Annotated in this window: 24 protein-coding genes and 1 pseudogene; 19 read left to right on the top strand and 6 right to left on the bottom strand. The window is 63.3% G+C overall.

Annotated elements, in window-relative coordinates; all coding sequences use genetic code 11:
* The 3 genes from ABY403_RS02290 to pepT all read right to left on the bottom strand — a co-directional run.
* A partial coding sequence (locus tag ABY403_RS02290) for a glycerate kinase (protein WP_372838275.1) occupies positions 1 to 684 on the bottom strand: 684 nt, incomplete at its 3' end.
* Between the two features lie 10 nt (positions 685 to 694).
* The gene (locus tag ABY403_RS02285; RefSeq protein ID WP_372838269.1) at positions 695 to 1,381 is read right to left on the bottom strand and encodes a D-lyxose/D-mannose family sugar isomerase; all 687 of its coding nucleotides are present in this window, start codon (positions 1,379 to 1,381) and stop codon (positions 695 to 697) included.
* A gap of 64 nt (positions 1,382 to 1,445) precedes the next feature.
* On the bottom strand, positions 1,446 to 2,687 hold the full coding sequence (pepT, locus tag ABY403_RS02280; RefSeq protein WP_372838266.1) for a peptidase T: 1,242 nt from the start codon (positions 2,685 to 2,687) through the stop codon (positions 1,446 to 1,448).
* A gap of 156 nt (positions 2,688 to 2,843) precedes the next feature.
* Here pepT and ABY403_RS02275 point away from each other — a divergent pair, with 156 nt between their 5' ends.
* Genes ABY403_RS02275 through ABY403_RS02265 form a run of 3 tightly spaced genes read left to right on the top strand, consistent with a single transcriptional unit; the run spans position 2,844 to position 5,141 of the window.
* On the top strand, positions 2,844 to 3,959 hold the full coding sequence (locus ABY403_RS02275; RefSeq protein WP_372838264.1) for a Ppx/GppA phosphatase family protein: 1,116 nt from the start codon (positions 2,844 to 2,846) through the stop codon (positions 3,957 to 3,959).
* 1 nt (position 3,960) lies between these two features.
* Entirely contained in the window at positions 3,961 to 4,710 is a 750-nt protein-coding gene (locus ABY403_RS02270; RefSeq protein WP_372838261.1) for an RlmE family RNA methyltransferase, read from the top strand.
* A gap of 41 nt (positions 4,711 to 4,751) precedes the next feature.
* Entirely contained in the window at positions 4,752 to 5,141 is a 390-nt protein-coding gene (locus ABY403_RS02265) for a CZB domain-containing protein (RefSeq protein WP_372838258.1), read from the top strand.
* A gap of 12 nt (positions 5,142 to 5,153) precedes the next feature.
* Here the strand turns inward: ABY403_RS02265 and ABY403_RS02260 are convergent, their stop codons facing one another.
* Both ABY403_RS02260 and miaA read right to left on the bottom strand, forming a co-directional pair.
* A complete protein-coding gene (locus tag ABY403_RS02260) occupies positions 5,154 to 6,038 on the bottom strand; it encodes an AraC family transcriptional regulator (RefSeq protein ID WP_372838256.1) in 885 nt (294 codons plus the stop codon).
* Between the two features lie 100 nt (positions 6,039 to 6,138).
* Entirely contained in the window at positions 6,139 to 7,032 is an 894-nt protein-coding gene (gene miaA, locus ABY403_RS02255) for a tRNA (adenosine(37)-N6)-dimethylallyltransferase MiaA (protein ID WP_372838254.1), read from the bottom strand.
* A gap of 91 nt (positions 7,033 to 7,123) precedes the next feature.
* On the opposite strand from miaA, the gene pyrH reads away from it, so the two are divergent.
* From pyrH to lpxB, 13 genes are all read left to right on the top strand, one after another.
* The gene (pyrH, locus tag ABY403_RS02250) at positions 7,124 to 7,855 is read left to right on the top strand and encodes a UMP kinase (RefSeq protein WP_372838252.1); all 732 of its coding nucleotides are present in this window, start codon (positions 7,124 to 7,126) and stop codon (positions 7,853 to 7,855) included.
* A 64-nt stretch (positions 7,856 to 7,919) separates the two neighbouring features.
* Entirely contained in the window at positions 7,920 to 8,483 is a 564-nt protein-coding gene (gene frr, locus ABY403_RS02245; RefSeq protein ID WP_372838250.1) for a ribosome recycling factor, read from the top strand.
* Positions 8,484 to 8,513: 30 nt separating this feature from the next.
* Positions 8,514 to 9,257 carry a polyprenyl diphosphate synthase gene (gene uppS, locus ABY403_RS02240; protein WP_372838248.1) on the top strand — a complete coding sequence of 248 codons (744 nt, stop codon included), beginning with the start codon at positions 8,514 to 8,516 and terminating at the stop codon, positions 9,255 to 9,257.
* Positions 9,254 to 10,045 carry a phosphatidate cytidylyltransferase gene (locus ABY403_RS02235; protein WP_372838245.1) on the top strand — a complete coding sequence of 264 codons (792 nt, stop codon included), beginning with the start codon at positions 9,254 to 9,256 and terminating at the stop codon, positions 10,043 to 10,045. The genes uppS and ABY403_RS02235 overlap by 4 nt, the downstream gene beginning before the upstream one ends.
* A 2-nt stretch (positions 10,046 to 10,047) precedes the next feature.
* Positions 10,048 to 11,226, top strand: coding sequence for a 1-deoxy-D-xylulose-5-phosphate reductoisomerase (gene dxr, locus ABY403_RS02230; RefSeq protein ID WP_372838272.1), 1,179 nt, complete (start codon positions 10,048 to 10,050; stop codon positions 11,224 to 11,226).
* A 3-nt stretch (positions 11,227 to 11,229) separates the two neighbouring features.
* Positions 11,230 to 12,582: an RIP metalloprotease RseP gene (gene rseP / locus ABY403_RS02225; RefSeq protein WP_372838242.1), complete on the top strand. Its 1,353-nt coding sequence runs from the start codon at positions 11,230 to 11,232 to the stop codon at positions 12,580 to 12,582.
* Between the two features lie 68 nt (positions 12,583 to 12,650).
* Positions 12,651 to 12,821: a hypothetical protein gene (locus tag ABY403_RS02220; RefSeq protein WP_372838239.1), complete on the top strand. Its 171-nt coding sequence runs from the start codon at positions 12,651 to 12,653 to the stop codon at positions 12,819 to 12,821.
* Positions 12,822 to 12,908: 87 nt separating this feature from the next.
* Positions 12,909 to 15,251, top strand: coding sequence for an outer membrane protein assembly factor BamA (gene bamA / locus ABY403_RS02215; protein ID WP_372838237.1), 2,343 nt, complete (start codon positions 12,909 to 12,911; stop codon positions 15,249 to 15,251).
* 7 nt (positions 15,252 to 15,258) lie between these two features.
* Positions 15,259 to 15,927: an OmpH family outer membrane protein gene (locus tag ABY403_RS02210; RefSeq protein ID WP_372838235.1), complete on the top strand. Its 669-nt coding sequence runs from the start codon at positions 15,259 to 15,261 to the stop codon at positions 15,925 to 15,927.
* Between the two features lie 81 nt (positions 15,928 to 16,008).
* Positions 16,009 to 16,470 (top strand): 3-hydroxyacyl-ACP dehydratase FabZ, encoded by a 462-nt coding sequence (gene fabZ / locus ABY403_RS02205; RefSeq protein WP_372838233.1) that lies wholly within the window; start codon positions 16,009 to 16,011, stop codon positions 16,468 to 16,470.
* Positions 16,471 to 16,472: 2 nt separating this feature from the next.
* Positions 16,473 to 17,267, top strand: a complete 795-nt coding sequence (gene lpxA, locus ABY403_RS02200; protein WP_372838231.1) for an acyl-ACP--UDP-N-acetylglucosamine O-acyltransferase — start codon at positions 16,473 to 16,475, stop codon at positions 17,265 to 17,267.
* The gene (locus tag ABY403_RS02195) at positions 17,264 to 18,073 is read left to right on the top strand and encodes an LpxI family protein (RefSeq protein WP_372838230.1); all 810 of its coding nucleotides are present in this window, start codon (positions 17,264 to 17,266) and stop codon (positions 18,071 to 18,073) included. Before lpxA ends, ABY403_RS02195 begins: the two co-directional genes overlap by 4 nt.
* Positions 18,070 to 19,212 carry a lipid-A-disaccharide synthase gene (gene lpxB / locus ABY403_RS02190; RefSeq protein WP_372838227.1) on the top strand — a complete coding sequence of 381 codons (1,143 nt, stop codon included), beginning with the start codon at positions 18,070 to 18,072 and terminating at the stop codon, positions 19,210 to 19,212. Before ABY403_RS02195 ends, lpxB begins: the two co-directional genes overlap by 4 nt.
* Before the next feature lie 64 nt (positions 19,213 to 19,276).
* On the opposite strand, the gene mnmA is transcribed toward lpxB, so the two are convergent.
* On the bottom strand, positions 19,277 to 20,407 hold the full coding sequence (gene mnmA / locus ABY403_RS02185) for a tRNA 2-thiouridine(34) synthase MnmA (protein WP_372838224.1): 1,131 nt from the start codon (positions 20,405 to 20,407) through the stop codon (positions 19,277 to 19,279).
* 122 nt (positions 20,408 to 20,529) lie between these two features.
* On the opposite strand from mnmA, the gene ABY403_RS02180 reads away from it, so the two are divergent.
* From ABY403_RS02180 to ABY403_RS02170, 3 genes and pseudogenes are all read left to right on the top strand, one after another.
* Positions 20,530 to 20,817, top strand: coding sequence for a DUF1153 domain-containing protein (locus ABY403_RS02180; protein ID WP_372838221.1), 288 nt, complete (start codon positions 20,530 to 20,532; stop codon positions 20,815 to 20,817).
* 85 nt (positions 20,818 to 20,902) lie between these two features.
* Entirely contained in the window at positions 20,903 to 21,616 is a 714-nt protein-coding gene (gene ctrA, locus ABY403_RS02175) for a response regulator transcription factor CtrA (RefSeq protein WP_372838218.1), read from the top strand.
* A gap of 59 nt (positions 21,617 to 21,675) precedes the next feature.
* Positions 21,676 to 22,434, top strand: a pseudogene (locus ABY403_RS02170) (NAD-dependent DNA ligase LigA); the annotation flags it as partial.

Here is a 22,434-nt window from a genome sequence, read left to right as displayed (position 1 = left end):
GCGCACGCTGGCGGGCGCTGCGATCTGCCAGCGCGTCAGCACGGCGCGTGCGTCGTCCACGCTTGAACGGTCGCCGACCGTGGGGCCAGAGCCGATGAAGGCCGGCTCGTCACCCGGCACGTCCGAAATCATCAGCGCCAGCATCCGGGCCGGATAGGCCGCAGCGGCAAGCTGGCCGCCTTTGACGCGCGAAAGGTGCTTGCGCAGCGTGTTCATCTGGTCGATCGGAGCGCCAGAGGCCAGAAGTGCGGCGTTCACCGCGCGCTTTTCAGCAAGGCTTACCCCTTCGGCAGGCATCATAAGCAGCGCCGATGCACCGCCCGAGATCAACGCCAGCACAAAGTCGCCTTCTTCCAAACCCTCAAGCAGGGCCAGCATCCGCGCGCTTGCGGCCAGACCTGCCGCATCGGGCACCGGATGCGCGGCCTCGACAATTTCGATCCCCCGGCAGGGCCGACTGTGGCCGTAACGGGTGATGACCAAGCCCTCGCAAGGGCCCCAATGCGCCTCAACCGCCTCGGCCATGCGGGCGCTGGCTTTGCCCGCGCCCACCACCACCACGCGCCCCGGCGGCTTTTCGGGCAGAAAAGCGGGCAGACGGCGCATCGGGTCGGCGGCTTCGACCGCACTGTCGAAAAGCGCGCGCAAAAAGGGGCGGGGCGCTGTGCAGGGGGCGTGCCGCATCAGATGCACCTCAGCCAAGCCAAGCGCGATAATCGCTGACCAGAAGATGCGTTGGCGCGACATCCTCTTCGATCGTGGCAAAGCGCCCGATAGGATCGCGGAAGATATTGTCGGTCTCGTCGTCGTTTACGGTCGAGACCTCGCCGATCAGCACATCGCCGCCCATTCCCCAAAAGGCATGCCAGTCGCCCGGCATCAGCGTCACGCTTTCGCCCGGTGCCAGATGCAGCTTATCGCCGGGGGCAAAGTCGCGCCGCTGTCCGTCGCACCAGACGGTGCCGCCGCGGTCTTCGGCAAAACCGCCCTGATCGTCAGAGCCGTATAGCTCGACCACCAAAGTGGCTCCGCCGCGATTGATGATGTCTTCGGCCTTAAGCGCATGGCGGTGCATGGGTGAAAGCTGATCTTGCCGCGAGATCAGCAGCTTTTCGGCATAGCACATACCACCGCCGCGTTGCAGATCTGCCAGCCGGCCGTTGCGCAGGGTAAAGAGGAACAGCCCCATTTCATCAAACCGACCCGCGCCGTAATCGGTGATGTCCCAGCCAAGCCGCGCGTCGATGATGCGGCGGGTGGCATCTTTGCGGGCGATGAACTCCTCTGGCGTCCAGCGCGCGAAGGGCGGCAGCACAAAGCCGTGGCGGGCAATAAGTTCGCCCGCCTCGGCCATGATCTGATTGATGCGGGACCGCTTCATCGCTCAACTCCTTGTGCATGGGCCGCCGGTGGCCAAGGCAGGGCAGGGGGCGGCCCGTAACCTGTCATCCCGGTGTGGCGGCAAGCTCTGTCAGGCGCAGGCAGACACGGGTTGCGGTGGCCATATCTTGCACCGAAATCCATTCGAGGGGGCCGTGTATTTCCTGCATGCCGGTAAAGATGTTGGGCGTGGGCACGCCCATTTCTGTCAGACGAGAGCCATCGGTGCCGCCACGGATCGGCACGGAGACCGGCTCGATCCCCTCGGCGCGGCAGGCGGCGCGCGCCAGTTCCACCGGTGCCATGTCATTTTCCAGCCAATAGCGCATGTTGCGGTATTGCGGGCGGATTTCGCAGCTGATGGTCGCGCGCGGCTCGCCCGCCTGCACGGCGGCGCAGACGGCGCGCAGAAGCTCGCCCTTGGCCGCAAGCCCGTCACGCTCGAAATCGCGCAGGATGAAGTTCAACTCGACTTCGGCGGCGCTGCCGCGCTGTTCGTAAAGGTGCAAGAACCCTTCGCGGCCATCGGTCACTTCGGGGGTCATCGTGGCTTGCGGCAGGGCGGTTACGATTTTTGCGGCCAGATGCAGGGCGTTGACCATCTTGCCCTTGGCCAGCCCCGGGTGCACCGAAACGCCGGTGATCTTGACGCTCGCGCCATCGGCCGAAAAGCTTTCATACTCGATCTCGCCAACCGCGCCACCATCGAGCGTATAGGCAAAGTCTGCGCCAAGGTCTTTGGGCAGGCGTTTGTCAACACCGCGCCCGATTTCTTCGTCGGGGGTAAAGGCAATGCGGATCGCGCCATGCGGCAGATCGGGGTTGGTCAGAAGGTGCCGTGCCAAGGTCATGATGACCGCCACGCCTGCCTTGTCGTCGGCCCCCAAAAGCGTCGTGCCCGAGGCGGTGATGATGTCATGCCCGATCTTTTCGGCAAGGTGGCTTGAACTTTCGGGCGAAAGCGTCAGCCCCGGCGCGTCGGCAAAGGCGATAGGCCCGCCGTTATAGCCGCGATGCACCACCGGCTTGACCCCGACCGCATGAAACTGCGGCGCGGTATCGACATGCGCCAGAAACCCGATCACCGGCGCGCCTTCGCGCGTGGCCGGCACCGTGGCCAGAACCACGCCATACTCGGTCAATTGCACCTCAGCGGCACCGATTTCGGTCAATTCTGCGACCAGCATCCGCGCGAGATCAAGCTGGATTGCGGTGCTGGGCGAACTTGGCGAGCGCTCGTCGCTTTGGGTATCGACCCTTGCGTATCGTACCAGCCGCTCTTCAAGTTCGCGCTCAAATCCGTTCATTATCGTTCCTCCAAAGATTGCGGTAATCAGCCTCACGCGGCGCGTCGAAGTCAACCCCGCACGGGCCGCCGAAGCGCGCGCAATTCGATTGCGGTCTTGCGCTGCGCGCCTTGCGTCGGTAGCTTGGAGGCAACTTGAAATCGGAGGGCGTTCGAGATGACGCCCAGGCGTCCCGGGGGTGCGGGCGCGTTCCCGAAGGCGGTAGAGCCAGCCGGCACCCGACCCGCTGAGACGGGCGAGCTTTATGCCGCGCTCGATCTTGGCACAAACAGTTGTCGTATGCTGATCGCCCGCCCTGCGGGCGCGCAGTTTCATGTCGTGGACAGTTTTTCCAAAGCAGTGCAGCTTGGCTACGGGCTGGAAGCCACGGGGCGGTTGGGCCGTGCCTCGATGTCGCGCACCGTGCAGGCGCTGCAAATCTGTCGGCGCAAGATCGAAGAGCACGAAGTTACGCGGATGCGGTTGGTGGCAACCGAGGCCTGTCGGCGCGCCCGCAATGCGCGGGAGTTCATCCGCTCAGTTTCGCGCGAAACCGGACTGCCGCTTGAAATCATCCAACCCGAAGAGGAGGCGCGGCTGGCGGTGATTTCCTGCGCGCCGCTGGTCAGTGACAAGACCGAACAGTTGCTGGTGGTTGATATCGGCGGCGGTTCGACCGAACTGGTCTGGATCGACCTCACGCAAGTGCCGGGGCCAGAGCGCGCGCGCTCGATCATGCGGCTTTCGGCGGGGTTTCATGCCGATCAGGGCACGCGCGCCGCAGCGCGGGTGGTTGACTGGATTTCGGTGCCGCTGGGGGTTGCGACGCTGAAGGATCAGTTCTCGGACGTCGATGACGATGCTGCGCGCTTTGCGCTGATGAGCTGGTATTTCGAGGAAAAACTGGCCTCCTTTACCCCCTATCTGGCCGGATCGCCGCGCGAGGGGTTTCAGATCATCGGCACATCGGGCACTGTAACCACGGTTGCTGCCTGCCACCTTGGGCTGCGCCGCTATGATCGCAACAAGGTGGATGGCTTGCAGATGACCTCGAGCGAGATCGACGCGGTGATCCGCGGGTTTCTGGCGCTGGGGCCGGAAGGGCGGCGCAGCGATCCGCGCATTGGGCGCGACCGGCATACGCTGATCATGTCGGGCGCTGCGATCTTGCAGGCGTTGATGCGGGTCTGGCCGACCGACAAGATGTCGGTGGCCGATCGCGGGTTGCGCGAGGGGCTGCTTTACGCGCAGATGGCCGCCGACGGGGTTCTCAGCGAAGACGGGATGATGTGAGATGGCAAAGGCAGCGGGCACAGGCGGCACGTCAGGGCGCGGGCAACGCGATCTGAAGGTGCGGGTGAAAACCGCCAAGGGGCGCAAGCTCAGCTCAACCCGCTGGTTGGAGCGGCAGTTGAACGACCCCTATGTGCAGCGCGCCAAGAAAGAGGGCTATCGCGGCCGCGCCGCCTACAAGATTCTCGAACTCGATGACAAATATCGCTTTCTCGTGCCCGGTGCGCGGGTGGTCGATCTTGGCTGCGCGCCCGGCGGCTGGTGCCAAGTAGCTGTGGCGCGGGTGAATGCGCTTGGCGAAAAATCTGGCAAGCGGGTTGGCACCGTGCTTGGCGTTGATCTGCAAGCGGTCGATCCTGTCGCCGGGGCGCAGATACATCAGCTCGACTTTTTGGCCGAGGATGCCGATGCGCAGGTCAAGGCTTGGCTGGGCGGCCCTGCCGATGTGGTGATGTCAGATATGGCGGCGGCGGCGTCGGGGCACCCGGGAACAGACCATCTACGCATCATTGCGCTCTGCGATGCGGCGGCGGATTTTGCCTTTGATGTGCTGGTCGAGGGTGGCACTTTTGTCGCCAAGGTGCTGGCGGGCGGGGCAGAGCTGGAGTTGCAGACCCGCCTGAAGAAGAACTTTACCAAGGTTGCCAACGTGAAGCCGCCGGCAAGCCGGGCCGACAGCGCCGAGAAGTTCGTGGTCGCCACAGGTTTCCGCGGCCGCAAAGAGGGCGCTTCGGACGAAACCGGGAATTAACCTTTTGCGCTGATGCTTTCGCCAAGTTTGGGGGAGGGCAGATGTTTCACAATCGCAAACACGACCGGATCAGCCTTGCGATCGATGCGCATGGCAGTTGGCGGCTTGCATTGCGCCGCGCGATCACCACCGGGAAAATGGGCAAATCGGTGCAAAATGTGGCCGATAGCCATGCCTGCATTCTTGGCGCATGGCTGCACGGCCCAGAGATCGATGCCGCTATTCGCGACACCCCGGCCTTTCGGCTGATCGATCGGCTGCATGACGAGTTTCACCAAGCGTCCGGCGAAATTGCGCAATTGGTCGAGCATGGGCGTCTGGCCGAGGCCGAGGCGCTGCTTGCAGGCGATTGGCTGGCAAAGTCGAACTGCCTTCTGGAGGCGCTCGAAAACTGGCGTGGCGAACTTGGCCCAGCGCGCGGCGCGCGCTAAGCGAGCCTTGCCTCATGCACCTTTGCGAAAAGCGGTGGGGGTTTTGCCGGTGCTCGCGTGGAACGCGCGGGTGAAATAAGCGGGGCTGGTAAAGCCAAGCGCAGTGGCGATTTCCTTTACCGGTTCGCGGGTTTCGGCCAAAAGCCGGCGCGCTTCATACAGGCGGCGGTCTGCCAGCAGGTCATGCGCCGGTCGCCCGCAAGCCTCGCGGCAGGCGCGGCTGAGATGCGTCGGCGTCACGCCCAATTCGGCGGCCATTTCGGCAACGCCGACCCCGCTGCGGAACTCGCGTTCCAGCAATGCGGTATAGCGCGCAGCAAGGCGGCGCGCGGCGGGTGGGCGTTTGGCGTCGGCGGCGGCGATTTCGGCCTGCCGCTCCAGCCATACGCCGAGCAAGCCAAGGTGGTGGCGCGCGGCGCGTTCGGCTCCGGGACGGGTGCTTTCCAACTCGCGCTGGATACTTTCAAGAATTGAGGCAATCTCGGTTTGCGGTGCGCTGTCGCGGATCCGCAGGTGCTGGATCGAATGTGGCAAGGTCACATCGCTGTTCGCCCCGAAGTAAAGCGCGATACCGGCAGTCTGCGCACCAAGGTCGAAGCTGTGCATCACACCGGCCGGAATGAACACCGCGTTATGGGTGCCGTAGCCGCGCGTGACACCGCCAAGTGTGATGCGGCCTTGCCCGCGCGTGAACCACATCAGCACCGGTTCGGAAAGCGAGCGCATCGCTTCGACGCGCCAGCGCCCCCCGGCGGCAAGCCGCTGGATCGGCACCAAGCGCACTTGGCTGGGCGGTTCCAACAACGAAATCGCCCGGGCACCGGGCGTTTGCGCCGAGGCGGGTATGGTGCCGCCAAGGTCGAGTTGCGACAGCGGAGTTGCAGAAAACAGTTTCAAGGCAGGCAGCCCTTTGCCATGGATCGCGCGAAGAATACCGGCGAAGTGCCTATTTTGAAAGATAAATACTTGGGCTAGGCGGAAACCTTCCGGTGCCTGCTCAGGCACCCTTGATCTTGTGCCAGTCGTGCATCCGACCACGAAACCATGTGCGCTGCCGCTTGGCATACTGCTGCGTGGCGATCACGGCGGCCTCGGTGGCGGCCGCCAGCGACATCTCGTCGCGCAAATATGCCACAAGTTCTGGCGCACCAATCGCCTGCGCCCAAGGCGCGGTGGGGTCCCAAAAGGGCAGCACCGAACGCACCTCCATCAATGCGCCTGCGGCAATCATCGCATCAAAGCGCACCGCGATCCGTGCGGCCAGCAGGTCTCGGTCCGTCTCGATCAACAGCGGGGTGCATTGGGCAAGTGGCAAGAGCGGGGCGGGGGTCGCATCTTGCCATGCCGCCAGCCCGCGCCCGGTTACTGCCTGCACCTCCCATGCGCGCTGCACGCGCACGGGGTTTTGCCGATCGATCCGCGCTGCGGTGGCGGGGTCCAGCTCGGCCAACAGCGCGGCGAATCCCTCGCGCTGCACGCGCGCGGTTGCCATGGCGCGCAGCTCCGGTGGTGTTTGCGGGATCTCGGCCAACCCGGTGGTCAGCGCCGAAAGGTAAAGCCCGGTGCCGCCGACGATAATCAGCCGCTGCCCCGTGGCCAGCAAACCCGCCACATCGCGCAGCCAATGGCCGACCGAGTATTCGGCGCCGGGGGCGACGTGGCCATAAAGCATATGGGGTGCCGCCGCCTCGTCGGCGGCACTCGGGCGCGCGCTGAGCACGCGCCAGCACGACCAGACTTGCAAAGCATCGGCATTGACCACGACGCCGCCCTGCGCCACCGCTAACCGCAGTGCCAGCGCCGATTTTCCGCTGGCAGTCGGCCCCGCGATCAACACGTGGCGCGCAGGATCGATGTGGTCTGGGTCGAAATGATCGGCGGTCTGGTCCAAGTTTTTTGCAATCGCTCCAAGCTGCGGTTGAACCCGCGCGCCATTTGCGACAATTTGCGCGCCAATGACAACTGGGCACGGCGGGGCTGACATGAGCGCGAAAAGTGATCCGAAAATACCATACAAACGGGTGATGCTAAAGATATCGGGCGAGGCGCTGATGGGTGATCAGGGCTATGGGTTGCACCCGCCCACCATGGCGCGGATCGCACGCGAGGTGAAATCGGTGCATGATCTGGGCGTCGAGATCTGCATGGTGATCGGTGGCGGCAACATCTTTCGCGGGCTACAGGGCGCTGCGCAGGGGATGGAGCGGGCAACTGCCGACTATATGGGAATGCTTGCAACCGTGATGAACGCGCTGGGTATGCAGGCGGCACTAGAGGCCGAGGGCATCTTTACCCGCGTCATTTCAGCGATTCCGATGGATCAGGTCTGCGAGCCCTACATTCGCCGCCGCGCCATTCGTCACCTTGAAAAAAAGCGCGTCTGCATTTTTGCGGCGGGCACTGGCAACCCGTATTTCACCACCGATACGGCGGCGACGCTGCGGGCCAACGAAATGGGCTGCGAGGCGATCTTCAAAGGCACCAAGGTCGATGGCGTCTATGACAAAGACCCCAAGAAGTTCCCCGATGCGCAGCGCTACGAAACTGTCAGCTATGACGAGGTGCTGCAAAAGCACCTTGGCGTCATGGATGCTTCTGCAATCGCCCTTGCGCGCGATAACAACTTGCCGATCATCGTCTTTTCGCTCGACGAGCCCGGCGGCTTTCGCGGTGTGCTGAGTGGCGAAGCCACCTTTACCCGCGTGCAAGGCTGACTTTCCAATCGGGCGCGAAGCCGCTAGAACGGCGATGGTGCCTGCAACAAGGGGGGGAACACCCATGCCAGACGATCTAGACATTGACATAGACGACCTTGGGCGGCGGATGGATGGGGCGCTTGGTGCGCTGCACCACGAGTTTGCAAGCCTGCGCACCGGGCGTGCCTCGGCTGCGATTCTCGACCCGATTCAGGTTGATGCCTATGGTTCGCTGACGCCGCTCAATCAGGTCGGCACGATCAACGTGCCCGAGCCGCGGATGGTTACCATCAACGTCTGGGACAAGGCGCTGGTCAGCAAGGTGGACAAGGCGATCCGCGATTCCGGCATCGGCATCAACCCGCAGATCAACGGCACCATCGTGATGTTGCCGATACCGGAGCTGAACGAGGAGCGGCGGCGCGAGCTTACCAAGGTTGCTGCGCATTACGCTGAAAATGCCCGCGTGGCGGTGCGCAACGTGCGCCGTGACGGTATGGACCAGATCAAGAAGGCCAAGACCGCGGGCATGTCGGAAGACGATCAGAAGATGTGGCATGACGAAGTGCAGGAACTGACCGACAAGGCAATCGCCGGAATCGACCGCGCGCTTGACGCAAAGCAGGCGGAGATCATGCAGGTTTAGGCCCGCGTGCAGCCGGGAAAGGGCGGCCCAATGGCCAGCAGTAAGGTTCAAGACGTTGCCGTGCCCGCGGGCCCGCGGGCCAGCCATGTGGCGATCATCATGGATGGCAACGGTCGGTGGGCCACCTCGCGCGGTTGGCCGCGGCTGGTCGGGCATCGCCGCGGTGCTGAACGGGTGCGCGAAATCGTTGCGGCTTGCCCTGAACTCGGCGTGCGTTGGCTGACGATCTACGCCTTCTCGACTGAAAACTGGAAGCGATCGACCGAAGAGGTGATCGGCCTCATGACGCTTTTCGGTCGCTACATCGAAAGCGAGGCGGATCGGCTAAGTGCGCAAGGGGTGCGGCTGCGCTTTATCGGTGGCAGGGCGCGGCTGGAGCCGCGCTTGCAAGACCTGATGGCGGCGATCGAGTCGCGCACCGCGCCGAACACGCTGCTCAATCTGACCGTGGCCATCAACTACGGCGGGCGCGATGAACTGGCGCGCGCCGCAGCCCGGCTGGCTGGCGACGTGGCGGCGGGGCGCCTTGCGCTGGACGACGCGGGCGAAGCGGCACTGGCCGCGCGGCTTGATACCGCCGATTTGCCGGACCCGGACTTGGTGATCCGCACCTCGGGCGAGATGCGCACGTCGAACTTTCTTCCGTGGCAGGCTGCCTATGCCGAATATGAGTTCACCCCCACGCTTTGGCCGGATTTCACCCGCACTGAATTTGCTGCAATTCTGGACCGTTACGCGCTGCGCGAGCGTCGCTTTGGCGGGGCCAAAGCATGAGCGCGCCGGGTGTCTGGCGTGACCTTCCCGCGCGGCTGATTTCGGCGCTGGTGATGGCGGCGGTTGGTGGTGCACTGATCTGGGCCGGTGGCCGCTGGTTTGCGGTGCTGGTCATCTTGGTGACCGCGGTGATGGTGTGGGAGTTGATGCGCATGAGCGCGCCCAAGCGCAAGCGCGGCGCCTTGATGCTGGCCGGGCTGGGCGCGGGTGCGCTGACGCTTGTGCTGCTGTTGCATTCGCCGCTTGCGCTTGCGGCTTTGCTGGCACCGGGGCTTGCGAGCTTTGTGCGCCCGCGGCTGCACCCTGTCGCCGTTGCGGTTTATGCTACGCTTCTGATGATGTCGGGTTACGGCATGGTTGCGTTGCGCGAGACGTCCGGCCTCACACTAATCATATGGGTGCTGGGGGTGGTGATCGCCTCTGACCTTGCAGGATATTTCGTCGGAAAGGCAGTCGGCGGGCCGAAGTTCTGGCCCGCGATCAGCCCGAAAAAGACATGGTCCGGCACCGCGGCCGGTTGGGTTGCCGCCGCAGCGGTTGGGGCGGCGTTCGTGCTGGCCGGGCAGGGGCCTTGGGCGCTGGTGGCGGTATCGCCGCTTGTCGCCTTGGCCGGGCAGATGGGTGATATCGGCGAAAGCTGGATCAAGCGGCGCGCCGGCGTCAAGGACAGCTCGCACCTGATCCCCGGCCACGGTGGCGCGCTTGACCGGTTTGATGCGCTGACGGGGGCGGTGCTGGCGGTGCTGTTGCTCGGGCTTTTGCAGCTGATGCCGGCAATCGGGGGCTGATGATGCGCAAGGTTTCGGTGTTTGGTGCAACCGGCTCGATCGGTGAGAACACCTTTGATCTGTTGCAGCGGCAGGGCGGGCGCGAGGCGTTTTGCACGGTGGCGCTTACCGGTGGGCGCAATGTGGCGCGACTGGCGGCACAGGCGCGCGCGCTTGGGGCCGAGGTCGCTGTAACCGCGCATGAAGATTGCTTGGCCGAGTTGCGCGCAGCCCTTGCCGGGTCAGGCATCGAGGCTGCGGCGGGGGCCGAAGCGCTGCTTGAAGCCGCAGACCGGCCTGCGGATTGGGTGATGAGCGCCATCGTCGGTGCGGCGGGCCTTGCACCGGGGTTTCGCGCTTTGGCGCAGGGCGCAACGCTCGCTTTGGCCAACAAGGAAAGCCTTGTCACTGCCGGGCCGCTGCTGCTGGCCGAGTCGGCGCGGCACGGCGCGCGCATCTTGCCGGTGGACAGCGAACATTCGGCGGTGTTTCAAGCGCTGGTGGGCGAGGATATGGCGGCGGTCGAGCGTATCATCATCACCGCCTCGGGCGGTGCCCTGCGCGATTGGCCGCTGGATCAACTGGCGCAGGCCAGCGTTGCTGATGCCTCGCGCCATCCCAATTGGTCGATGGGGCAGCGCATCACCATCGATTCCGCCTCGATGTTCAACAAGGCGATGGAACTGATCGAAACCCGCGAATACTTCGGCGTTGAGCCCGGCAAGATCGAGGTGCTGGTGCATCCTGAAAGCATCGTGCACGCGCTGGTGGGGTTCAGGGATGGTGCGTTGATGGCGCATATGGGCGCGCCCGACATGCGCCACGCAATCGGCTACGCGTTGAACTGGCCCCAGCGCACCGCGCTGCCGGTGGCGCGGCTGGACCTTGCGGCGCTGGGAAAGCTCAGCTTTGCCGCACCGGATGAGGTGCGCTGGCCTGCGTTGCGCATTGCGCGCGAAGTGATGGCCGCACAGGGCATCGCGGGGACGGTTTTCAACGCCGCAAAGGAAGTGGCGCTGGATGCTTTCATTGCCGGGCAGATCGGGTTTCTGGGCATGAGCACGCTGGTCGAGCGGACCTTGGCGCAGATGGAAGCACAAGTTGGCCTTGGAAAAGCCGTCGAAAGCCTCGATATGATACTGCAAACCGATGCCGAAGCCCGTGCGCAAGCGCGGCTGCTGATTGGCCATAACAAGGATTGAGGCGTGGATTTCATTTCGCTGCTGCCCGACTTCGGCAACCTGCTTTATACCTTCGCGGCTTTCGTGGTGGCGCTGCTGATCATCGTAACGGTGCATGAGTTCGGCCATTACATCATCGGGCGCGCGACGGGCATTCGGGCAGAGGTGTTTTCGATCGGTTTTGGGCCGCGGCTGATCAGCCGTGTCGATCTGCACGGAACGCGTTGGCAGATCGCGGCGATTCCGCTGGGCGGTTATGTGAAGTTTCTGGGCGATGCCAATGCCGCTTCGGCTGGGGCCGATACAGAAGCACTGGAACAGATGAGCGACGCAGATCGGCGCCACACCATGCACGGCGCGCCGGTTTGGGCGCGCGCGGCCACGGTTGCGGCGGGGCCAGTGTTCAACTTCATCCTGTCGATTTTCATCTTCGGCGGCGTGTTTTTGTGGTCTGGCACCGCCACAGATGTGCCCACGGTGGGCGCGGTTGTGGAATTGCCGGGCGGCGCGGGCGAGATTCGCGCCGGCGATCGCATCGTATCCGTTGCAGGCTTGGCGACCCCCGATTACCCGGCGATCGATGCGGCGGTGGCGGCAGTTCCGGCCGATCCGATGTTGACCTATGAGGTCGAGCGTGACGGCGAGGTGGTGACGGCACGTGGGCCCACGCTGTTTCCCGCGCGGCTTGACGGGATCGGCGCGGGCAGTGCGGCGGGCGATGCAGGGCTGAAACCCGGCGACGTGGTGCTAAGCGCGTCGGGCACCCCGCTGGTGCGGTTTTCCGATTTGCAGGCGGCGGTGTTGGCGGTCGAGGGCGCGCCGCTTGATCTGGCGATCTGGCGCCCCGGCATGGCATCGGACGAAAGCCTTTCTGTAACCCTGACGCCGCGCCGCACCGATCTGCCGCTGCGCGAAGGCGGGTTTGAAACGCGCTGGCTGATCGGCGCGACGGGTAGCCTGTTCTTTACCCCCGAAACCCGCAGCACCGGGCTATGGGAGGCGATCGAAGGAGGTGCCGATACCACATGGTTCATTGCGCGCTCGTCGCTTTCGGGCATGTGGAACATGCTGATCGGCTCGATTTCCAGCTGCAACCTGCGCGGCCCGCTTGGCATTGCTGAAACGTCGGGGCAGGCGGCTTCGGCTGGGTTGAGCAGCTTCATCTGGTTCGTCGCGGTGCTTTCGACGGCGGTCGGGTTGCTCAATCTGTTCCCGATTCCGGTGCTTGATGGCGGGCATCTGGTGTTTCATGCATGGGAAGCGATCACCGGCAAACCACCGGCTGAACGGGTGCTGAATGTGCTGATGACGCTGGGGCTGATTATCGTTGTGGGGCTGATGATTTTCGGGCTGAACAACGATATTTTCTGCCCCTGAGCATCGCGCGCCCAATTTTCGCCATAAAACCCGCGCATCCTTGCTGACGGTGCAGCGAGGGCATAGCCATGCAAATGATCGCGGAAAGCTATCGCGGAATGTCGCTTATGTTCGAGATAAATCTCGACCGTCTGCTGGTGCCACTGGCGCTGATAGTGGTGATGACAGGCACCGCGATGATCGGCTCGATGCTCTATGAGCAAAGCGAGCCCGCACCTGTCTACATGCATCAACCGTAAGCGATAATTGCTCTCTGGGGCTTTTGACAAGCCTGCGCATTCGGGCTAGTCACAGGTATTAGATCTATACCTGGGTGGGAGATCACGATGACGAGCTTGCGGCAAATTGGCTGCGGAGTTGGTGCACGCATATTGCGGCCCGCGCGAACTGGCCTCCTTTATCTTGTATTGGCAATGGCTTGCGGCGCGCTGCCCGATGCGGCTTTGGCGCAAAGCTACACCTTCTCTTCCATTCAGGTCAGCGGCCTAGAGCGGATCGAGACTGCAACCGTTCTGAAGCTGGCAGGAATCGGGCGCGGCAGCGCCGTGACTGCGGGCGAGCTGAACGACGCCTACCAGCGGATTCAAGGCTCGGGTCTGTTCGAAAGCGTGGAGATCGTGCCACAGGGCGAAAGTTTGTTGATCCGCGTGCGCGAGTACCCGACGATCAACGTCATCAACTTTGAAGGCAACAAGACCATCAAGGATGAAGATCTTGCTTCGCTGGTGAGTTCGCAGTCGCGCCGCGTCTATTCGCCCGCGACCGCCGAGGCCGATGCGCAGCGCATCGCCGAACTTTACGCCGCGCGTGGCCGCCTTGCCGCGAGCGTGAATCCCAAGCTGATCCGGCTTGATGGAAACCGCGTCGATATCGCTTTCGAAATCGTGGAAGGCTCGGTAACCGAGGTTGAGCGGCTCTCGTTCACCGGCAACCAGGCGTTTTCTGATGCGCGGCTGCGCCAAGTGCTGGAATCCAAGCAGGCGGGCATTTTCCGCCGCCTGATCCAGTCCGACAGTTTCGTGCCCGAGCGGGTCGAGTATGACAAACAGCTTCTGACCGATTTCTACCGCTCGCGCGGTTATATCGACTTTCAGGTTCTAGGCGTGGCCAACGAGTTTTCGCGCGAGCGTGACGCGTTCTTCATGACCTTCAACCTCTACGAAGGCCAAAGCTACAGCTTTGCCAACATCACGACGATCAGCGAAGTGGCAGGCGTCGATGCAGCCGAGTTTCAGCGTGAAGTCAGGGTGAAGTCAGGGTCGACCTATTCCCCCTCGGACATTGACACCACAATTTCGCGGATGGAAGCGCTGGCGCTGAACAAAGGCCTGACCTTTGTGCAGATCGATCCGCGCATCACCCGCAATGACCGCGACCTCACCGTTGATCTGACGCTGGCGCTGGTGCGCGGGCCGCGGGTCTTTATCGAGCGGATCGATATCGAGGGTAACACCACCACGCTTGACCAAGTGGTGCGGCGTCAGTTCAGAGCGGTCGAAGGCGACCCCTTCAACGCGCGCGAAATCCGCAACGCGGCTGAACGTATCCGCGCGCTTGGGTTCTTTTCCAGCGCGGACGTCAACACCCGGCAAGGCAGCGCATCCGATCAGGTCGTGGTCGATGTGAACGTGACGGAACAACCCACCGGGTCGCTGTCGTTTGGCGCAACCTATGGTGCCTCGGACGGTCTTGGCGGCAGCGTCTCATTGAGCGAGTCCAATTTTCTTGGGCGTGGGCAATATGTTGCGCTGAGCTTCTCGACAGCGTCGAGCACCTCGGACACGGTGGTCACCTTCATCGAGCCGCAAGTGCTTGGCCGCGATCTGAAGTTCAAGCTTAACGGATACCAGTATATCTCGGAATACGACTATTCCGATTACAGCACTGACAAGATCGGGCTTTCGCTGGGGCTGGATTTCCCGCTTTCAAGCGCTAGTCGGCTTGAAGTGCGTTACCTTGCATCGCGTGACGAGCTTTACGACGTCAGCACCGACTCCTCCATGGTCCTGCAAAATGAAGAGAGCGCGGGCGCGCAGATTTCGAGCGGGTTGGGGTATACCTACACCTATGACACGCGGTTGATCGGGCTGAACCCGAAATCGGCGGTGCAGTTGCGTTTCGGGCAGGATTTCTTGGGTCTTGGCGGCGACGTGCAAGCCATTCGCACCACGGCCATGCTGACCGCGCAAACCAAGGTGTTCCGCGAGGCGGTGACGCTGCGCGCCGAACTCGAAGGCGGCGCGATAAGCATGCTTGGCGGCCAAAGCAGCACCGTGCTCACCCGGTTTTCCGGCAACGGCAAGGTGCGCGGTTTCGAGACCAACGGTTATGGCCCGCGCGACATCGATGCGACCAACGAAGACGCGCTTGGCGGTAACTTCTATTCGGTGCTGCGGCTTGAAGCGCAGTTCCCGCTTGGCCTGCCGGAAGAATACGGCATCACCGGCGGCGTTTTCTTCGATGTCGGTTCGCTCTGGGGCCTAGACGACACCTCGGCAGCGAGCGACCTTGGAGGCAGCGACGAAATGCAACTGCGTTCGTCGATCGGGGTTTCGCTGTTCTGGGATACGGTAATCGGGCCGCTGCGCTTCAACTTCTCGAAGGCGATCCTGAAGGAAGACTACGACATCGAGCAGAGCTTCGATTTCACGATCTCGACCAAGTTCTGAACCCGCTATGCGCTGCACGCGTCTGGCCAGTCTTGCTGTAGCGTTCGCCCTTGCCTTGGGCTTGGGCGGCGCAACAGCGCAAGAGGCTTCGCGTAGCGCCTTGTCGGTGCCGAGCCCGGTGCTGACGCTCGATTCGGACCGGGTGTATTCCGACTCGCTTTGGGGCAAGCGGGTGACGGCGCAGATCAACGATGAACTGGCCGCACTCGGCGCCGAAAACGATCGGATAGCCGAGGAATTGACCGTTGAAGAACGTGATCTGACCGATCGTCGCGCCAGCATGCCCCCCGAGGAGTTTCGGGCGGCGGCTGATGCATTCGATGTCAAAGTGACCGAAATCCGCCGCACCCAAGACGCCAAGTCTCGCGAAATATCCAAACGCGCCGACGCCGAAAAGCTTGCCTACTATCAGGCGTTGCTACAGCCGCTGAGCGAGGTCTTGCAGGCGCGCGGTGCGGTGGCGATTCTTGACCGTGCGGCGATCTTTCTGGCGGCTGATATCATCGATGTCACCGACGAGGTGATCGCGCGCGCAGACGCCTTGCTGGGGGCAGGGCCCTTGCCAACCGAGCCTGCTGAGGCAACCGACACGACCGATGCGCCCGTATCGGCCCAACCAGAGGTGACCGACACGACCGATGCGCCTGCGACCCCCACTCCCGAGGCGGGAAACTGACCCGCCCGCTTGCCATTCCCGGGCGTCGTTGCTAGCAAGGCTGCACCACAGGGAACAACGCCGACCAGCGCAGGAGCCGCGATGCCTGACCCAGCCCCCCATACCGAGGCCGATATCCTGCTGATTCAGCGGATCATTCCGCATCGCTATCCGTTTCTGCTGATCGACCGGGTGCGCGACGTCGTGCCCTTCAAGGGCGCTGTCGGCATCAAGAACGTGACCTTCAACGAGCCGCATTTTCAGGGGCATTTCCCTGCCGAACCGGTGATGCCGGGCGTGCTGGTGATCGAGGCGATGGCGCAGACTGCGGCGGTGGTGGTGGGGATCAGCCTCGATGTGATCGACAAGCCCCTGCTGACCTATTTCATGGCGATCGACGGTTGCAAGTTCCGCCGCAAGGTCAGCCCCGGCGATGTGCTGGAGCTGCATGTCACGGTGAAGCGTGGTGGCGGCAAGATCTGGAAATTCGTTGGCGAAGCGCGAGTTGACGGGCAGCTTGCCGCCGAGGCCGAGTTCACGGCGATGATGGACCTGAAGGGCTGAGCATGAGCATTGACGCATCCGCAGTGGTGCACCCCTCGGCCGTGATCGAGCCGGGCGCCGTGCTGGGCGCGGATGTGCGCGTGGGGCCATTCTGCGTTGTCGGGCCCAAGGTGGTGCTGGCGGCGCGGGTCGTGCTCAAATCGCATGTGGTGGTGGCGGGCGATACCGAGATTGGCGAAGACACGGTGGTCTATCCTTTCGCCTGCATCGGCGAGGCACCGCAAGATCTGAAATACCGCGGCGAGATGAGCCGGCTGCAAATCGGCGCGCGCAACCGTATCCGCGAATATGTGACGATGAACCCCGGCACCGAAGGCGGCGGGTTGATAACGCGGGTGGGCGATGATTGCCTGTTCATGGCATCTTCGCATGTCGCGCATGATGCGCAGATCGGAAATCGCGTGATTCTGGTCAATGGCGTGGCAATAGCGGGGCATTGCATCATCGAGGACGACGTGTTGGTGGGCGGGCTTTCGGGCGTGCACCAGTTCGTGCGCATAGGCCGTGGTGCGATTATCGGCGGGCTGACCATGGTCACCGCAGATGTCATTCCTTACGGATTGGTGCAGGGGCCACGCGGCGCACTGGAAGGGTTGAACCTTATCGGGCTGAAGCGCCGCGGCGCTTCGCGTGAGGAGATTTCGGAATTGCGCGCGCTTTACGCGGCACTGGGTGCCGGCACGCTTCGCGAGACCGCGCGCAAGGCTGCTGAGGGCGATGCAGTTGGGCCGAAGGCGCGCGAGGTGCTCGACTTCATTCTCGGCCCTTCTGATCGCAGCTTTCTTTCGCCGCAATGAGCCGCATCGCGCTCATTGCCGGGGCGGGGGCTTTGCCGCGCTTGCTGGTCGAGGGGCTTGGTCAAGACTTTGTGCTGGCCGAGTTGGAGGGGCAGCCAAGCGATGTAGCTAAAGAGGCGCTGAAGTTCCGGTTCGAGCGTCTGGTGCCTTTCCTCGACCATTTGCTGACAGAGGGGGTAGAGCGCGTGGTGATGGCCGGTGCCATGCGCCGCCCGCGCCTTGACCCAGAGCTGTTCGACGCGCGCACCGCAGCCTTGGTGCCGCGGCTTTTGGCGGCGATGCAGGGGGGCGATGATGCCGCACTGCGCACGATGATTTCGCTTTTCGAGGAATGGGGCTTTGAGGTGGTAGGCCCCGATAGCATCGCGCCGCAAATGGTGCCGGGCGAAGGTGTCTTGACCGGAGCTGTTACGCCGCAAGATGCAACCGATGCCGAATACGCCGCCCGGATCGTTGCGGCACTGGGTGCGCAAGATTTGGGGCAGGGGGCGGTTGTGGCCGCTGGCCTGTGCCTCGCGCTTGAATCGCTGCCCGGCACCGATGCGATGCTAGAGTTTGCGCGCCAGCATCGTGGCGTTTTGCCCGAACCGGCGCGCGCGCGCGGTTTGCTCTACAAGGCCCCAAAACCGGGGCAGGACCGCCGTGTCGATCTGCCCGCCATCGGCCCTGAAACCGTGGCCCGCGCGGCAACCGCTGGGTTGGCAGGTATCGTTTGGGAGGCGGGCGGGCTGATCCTGCTAGACCGCGCCGCCACTATCGCTGCGGCAGAGGCATCGGGCCTATTTCTCTGGTCGCGCGCGCCATGAGGTTTTTCCTCGTCGCAGGCGAGCCCTCGGGCGATGCGCTCGGTGCGGCACTGATGGCGGGCTTGAAGACGCTGGTGCCGGGGGTGACATTTGAAGGCGTCGGCGGCCCCTTGATGCAAGCCGAGGGTCTGAGCAGCCGCTTTCCGATGGAAGAGCTTTCGGTGATGGGCATCTGGGAGGTGCTGCCGCGCTACCGCGCGCTTAAACGCCGGATCGCGGAAACTGCGGCTGCGGTGGCGGCAAGCGGTCCGGACGCGCTCATTACCATCGACAGCCCTGACTTCTGCCTGCGTGTGGCACATGCCGCGCGCGCCCGCCGCCCCAAGCTGCGCACCATTCACTATGTGGCACCCTCGGTCTGGGCGTGGCGGCCGGGCCGGGCCGTGAAAATGGCACCCGATATCGACCATGTGCTGGCGCTGCTGCCGTTCGAACCGCCCTATATGCAGGCCGCGGGGATTGGCTGCGATTTTGTCGGCCACCCGGTTGTGGCAGCCCCCCGCGCGACGGCTGCCGAAGCCGCGGCCTTTCGTGAAACGCATATGATCGGCGCGGATCAACCGCTGGTGCTCTGCCTGCCCGGTTCGCGCCGATCCGAGGTGGCGCGGCTTGGCGCACGTTTTGACGAGGCCCTGATGCGCCTGCGGGACCGCGAACCCGCTTTGCGCGTGGTGCTACCCACTGTGCAGGGCGTCGCGGGCATGGTGCGCGCGATGGCGGCGCGCTGGCCGGTGGCACCGATCGTGGTGGAAACAGCCGCAGACAAACGCGCAGCCTTTGCCGCAGCCGATCTGGCCCTTGCCGCCTCGGGCACCGTCAGTTTGGAACTTGCGGCGTCACGGGTGCCCATGGTGATCGCCTATGACGTGGCGTGGCTTAGCCGCCCGATTTTCCGCATGTTGTTGCGCGTCGATACGGTGACGCTGGTCAACCTCGTCTCAAAAACCCGCGCTGTGCCCGAGTTCATCGGCGCAGATTGCCGCCCCGGCCCGATCGCTGCGGCGCTTTCGCACCTGCTGGAAGACGCAAGCGCGCGGGCCGAGCAATTGGCGGCGATGGATCTGACGATGCAGCAACTGGGCGAAGGCGGCGAGCCACCCGGGCTGCGCGCGGCGCGTGCGGTTCTGGCCGCACTTTGACGGTGCGACTTCTGTGCCGGATCACCAAGAATTGGCCTCCGCGGAACCTTAGGATTGAAAGGCGTTAGCGCGCGCCCGCGATCCAGCCGCCGCCAAGAACACGGCTGCTGGCAGGCGCATAGAAAACGCATGCCTGACCGGGGCTGACGCCTTCTTCCGGCTCGTGCAATTCTACCTCGACGGTGCCACCGGAGCGCACATGCAGCAATGCATCGCGCGGTGGGCGGGTAGAGCGAACGCGCACGCGGACAGGGATCTGCTGCCCCTCGGCCAGCGGGTCATCGCCAAGCCAGTTGATCTCTTTCAGCGCAATAAAACGCGCGGCAAGCTCTGCCTTGGGCCCCACGATCACGCGGCGTGTTTCTGGGTCAAGCTTGACCACGTAAAGCGGCTCTCCAAGCCCGCCGATACCGATGCCGCGGCGCTGGCCCACGGTGTAATGGATGACACCGCGATGCGTGCCGACCACATTGCCCGCCAGATCGACGATCTCGCCGGGGTCTGCGGCACCGGGGCGCAGCTTTTCGATGACCGCGGCGTAGTTGCCGTTGGGCACAAAGCAGATGTCTTGGCTGTCGGGCTTGTCGGCCACGCTAAGCCCATAGCGCGCGGCCAGCGCCCGCGTTTCGGACTTGGAGCTGAGATGCCCCAGCGGAAAGCGCAGAAAGGCCAGCTGCGCGGGCGTCGTCGAGAACAGGAAATAGCTCTGATCGCGGTTGGGGTCTGCGGCGCTGTGCAGCTCTGGCCCGCGCGGCCCCATCTTGCGCTGGATGTAATGGCCGGTCGCCATGCAATCGGCCTCCAACTCGCGCGCGGTGGCCATCAGATCTTTGAACTTCACCCGTTCGTTGCAGCGGATGCAGGGCACGGGGGTGGCACCCGCAAGATAGGCATCGGCGAACTCGTCAATCACCGCTTCGCGGAAGGTGTTTTCGTAATCGAGCACATAATGCGCAAATCCCATCGCCTCGGCCACGCGGCGCGCGTCATGGATATCCTGCCCGGCACAGCACGCGCCCTTTTTCGCCAGCGCCGCGCCGTGGTCGTAAAGCTGAAGCGTGATGCCGACGACATCGTAGCCTTCGTCCTTCAGCATTGCCGCAACGACCGACGAGTCAACGCCGCCAGACATCGCCACCACCACACGGGTGTCGGCCGGGGCCTTGGGCAGGCCGAGTGAATTGAGGGTTGTCATGGCTACTCCGGGGCCGGGTCTGCCGGAATATAGGAAAATGCAATGTAACCACAACCCCACGTTTCACCGCTCTTTAAGGGCGTTCGGCAAACATGCCCCAAGAACGCTGAAGGGGTAAGCGCATGTATTTGAAAAAAGTCATCGGTCCCCGCGCCGTGACTCTGCCCGATGGCACGATCCTGAGCCGTGCCGATCTGCCGCCAAGCAATACCCGGCGTTGGGTAGCCAGCCGCAAGGCGCTGCTTGTCAAAGCGGTGGCCAGTGGCCTGATTCCGCTGAAGGATGTGCTTGAAACCTATGACTTGAGCGAAGAAGAGTTCGGGGCCTGGGCCGACGCAGTCACGCGGCACGGAGAAGTTGCGCTGAAAGTCACCGCACTGCAAAAGTATAGACAACTTAAGGTAGATTAATCCACAATTTTGACGATAGTAACTCTGCGTTAACCATTTGTCCCCAAAGTTTCCTTGTTCGAGGGATTAATGCGGAGAACTGAGCATGCGGATTCTTCTGGTTGAGGACGATCCAACCACGTCGCGCAGCATCGAACTTATGCTGACCCACGCGAATCTGAACGTCTATTGCACCGACCTCGGCGAAGAAGGAATCGACCTCGCCAAGCTATATGACTACGACCTGATCCTGCTCGACCTCAACCTGCCTGACATGAACGGGCATGAGGTGTTGCGCCAGTTGCGTCTGGCGCGGGTCGAAACACCCATTCTCATCCTTACCGGCGTCGATGACACCGAGAACAAGCTCAAGGGCTTTGGCTTCGGCGCTGATGATTACATGACCAAACCGTTCCACCGCGAAGAACTGGTGGCGCGCATTCATGCGATCATCCGTCGCTCTAAGGGTCATGCGCAATCGATCATTCGCACCGGCAAGGTTGCGGTCAATCTCGACGCGAAAACCGTCGATGTCGATGGCAAGCCCGTGCATCTGACTGGCAAGGAATACCAGATGCTCGAGCTTTTGAGTCTGCGCAAAGGCACCACCTTGACCAAGGAGATGTTCCTGAACCACCTCTACGGCGGCATGGACGAGCCGGAACTCAAGATCATCGACGTGTTCATCTGCAAATTGCGCAAAAAACTTGCCGAGGTGACAGAGGGCGACAATTACATCGAAACCGTCTGGGGGCGCGGCTATGTGCTGCGTGATCCGCCAGCGGCCTCGATCGAGCGGCGCATTGCGGTGAACGCCTGAGCACTGGACCGCGCCGCGCCCCGGCCCTAGAAATCAGGGGTGGGGCGCGCGAGGTGGTCATGGCCGAAAATCAGAAATCGGATCAGGTGGAGGATAAGCCGGGCTTCGGCGCGGCCGCCGCCGAGGCTTTGGCGCTGCGCGATGCAGTCGCGCGCGCGAATGACGCCTATCATCGCCGCGATGCGCCCGAAATCTCGGACGCAGAATACGATGCGCTCAAGCGCCGCCTGATCGAGATCGAGGCGGAATACCCAGAGCTTGCTTTGCCAGACAGCCCGACCGCGCAGGTGGGGGCCGCGCCCGCCGAGGGTTTTGCCAAGGTCACCCATGCAGAGCCGATGCTGAGCCTTGAAAACGCTTTCGCTGCGGCAGATGTGGCAGATTTCGTCACGCGGATTCGCCGGTTTTTGGGAATGGACGAGGCCGCTCCCCTTGCCTTTACCGCTGAACCCAAGATCGACGGGCTTTCGCTCAGCCTGCGATACGAACGCGGCGTTCTCGTGCAGGCGGCGACGCGCGGCGATGGTGCTGTGGGCGAGAATGTCACAGAAAACGTGCGCAGCATTTCCGATATTCCGCAACGCCTTGAAGGCGCGCCAGCGCTGCTTGAAGTGCGCGGCGAAGTCTTTATGAGCCACGCGGATTTCATGGCGCTGAACGCGCGGCAATCTGCGGCAGGCGATAAGACATTCGCCAATCCGCGCAACGCGGCCGCAGGCAGCCTGCGCCAACTTGATGCGCGAATCACGGCATCGCGGCGCTTGCGATTTTTCGCCTATGCTTGGGGCGCGCTGTCCGAACCCTTGGCCATGACCCAG

This window comes from Phaeovulum sp. (assembly GCF_041596715.1).
Taxonomy (GTDB): Bacteria; Pseudomonadota; Alphaproteobacteria; order Rhodobacterales; family Rhodobacteraceae; genus UBA6213.
This window is presented reverse-complemented; position numbering and strand designations above follow the sequence as displayed.

Coding starts and splice junctions, on each gene's coding strand:
- ABY403_RS02285 (WP_372838269.1), bottom strand. CDS start 1,381: ATGAAGCGGTCCCGCATCAATCAGATCATGGCCGAGGCGGGCGAACTT.
- pepT (WP_372838266.1), bottom strand. CDS start 2,687: ATGAACGGATTTGAGCGCGAACTTGAAGAGCGGCTGGTACGATACGCA.
- ABY403_RS02275 (WP_372838264.1), top strand. CDS start 2,844: ATGACGCCCAGGCGTCCCGGGGGTGCGGGCGCGTTCCCGAAGGCGGTA.
- ABY403_RS02270 (WP_372838261.1), top strand. CDS start 3,961: ATGGCAAAGGCAGCGGGCACAGGCGGCACGTCAGGGCGCGGGCAACGC.
- ABY403_RS02265 (WP_372838258.1), top strand. CDS start 4,752: ATGTTTCACAATCGCAAACACGACCGGATCAGCCTTGCGATCGATGCG.
- pyrH (WP_372838252.1), top strand. CDS start 7,124: ATGAGCGCGAAAAGTGATCCGAAAATACCATACAAACGGGTGATGCTA.
- frr (WP_372838250.1), top strand. CDS start 7,920: ATGCCAGACGATCTAGACATTGACATAGACGACCTTGGGCGGCGGATG.
- uppS (WP_372838248.1), top strand. CDS start 8,514: ATGGCCAGCAGTAAGGTTCAAGACGTTGCCGTGCCCGCGGGCCCGCGG.
- ABY403_RS02235 (WP_372838245.1), top strand. CDS start 9,254: ATGAGCGCGCCGGGTGTCTGGCGTGACCTTCCCGCGCGGCTGATTTCG.
- dxr (WP_372838272.1), top strand. CDS start 10,048: ATGCGCAAGGTTTCGGTGTTTGGTGCAACCGGCTCGATCGGTGAGAAC.
- ABY403_RS02220 (WP_372838239.1), top strand. CDS start 12,651: ATGCAAATGATCGCGGAAAGCTATCGCGGAATGTCGCTTATGTTCGAG.
- bamA (WP_372838237.1), top strand. CDS start 12,909: ATGACGAGCTTGCGGCAAATTGGCTGCGGAGTTGGTGCACGCATATTG.
- ABY403_RS02210 (WP_372838235.1), top strand. CDS start 15,259: ATGCGCTGCACGCGTCTGGCCAGTCTTGCTGTAGCGTTCGCCCTTGCC.
- fabZ (WP_372838233.1), top strand. CDS start 16,009: ATGCCTGACCCAGCCCCCCATACCGAGGCCGATATCCTGCTGATTCAG.
- lpxA (WP_372838231.1), top strand. CDS start 16,473: ATGAGCATTGACGCATCCGCAGTGGTGCACCCCTCGGCCGTGATCGAG.
- ABY403_RS02195 (WP_372838230.1), top strand. CDS start 17,264: ATGAGCCGCATCGCGCTCATTGCCGGGGCGGGGGCTTTGCCGCGCTTG.
- lpxB (WP_372838227.1), top strand. CDS start 18,070: ATGAGGTTTTTCCTCGTCGCAGGCGAGCCCTCGGGCGATGCGCTCGGT.
- mnmA (WP_372838224.1), bottom strand. CDS start 20,407: ATGACAACCCTCAATTCACTCGGCCTGCCCAAGGCCCCGGCCGACACC.
- ABY403_RS02180 (WP_372838221.1), top strand. CDS start 20,530: ATGTATTTGAAAAAAGTCATCGGTCCCCGCGCCGTGACTCTGCCCGAT.
- ctrA (WP_372838218.1), top strand. CDS start 20,903: ATGCGGATTCTTCTGGTTGAGGACGATCCAACCACGTCGCGCAGCATC.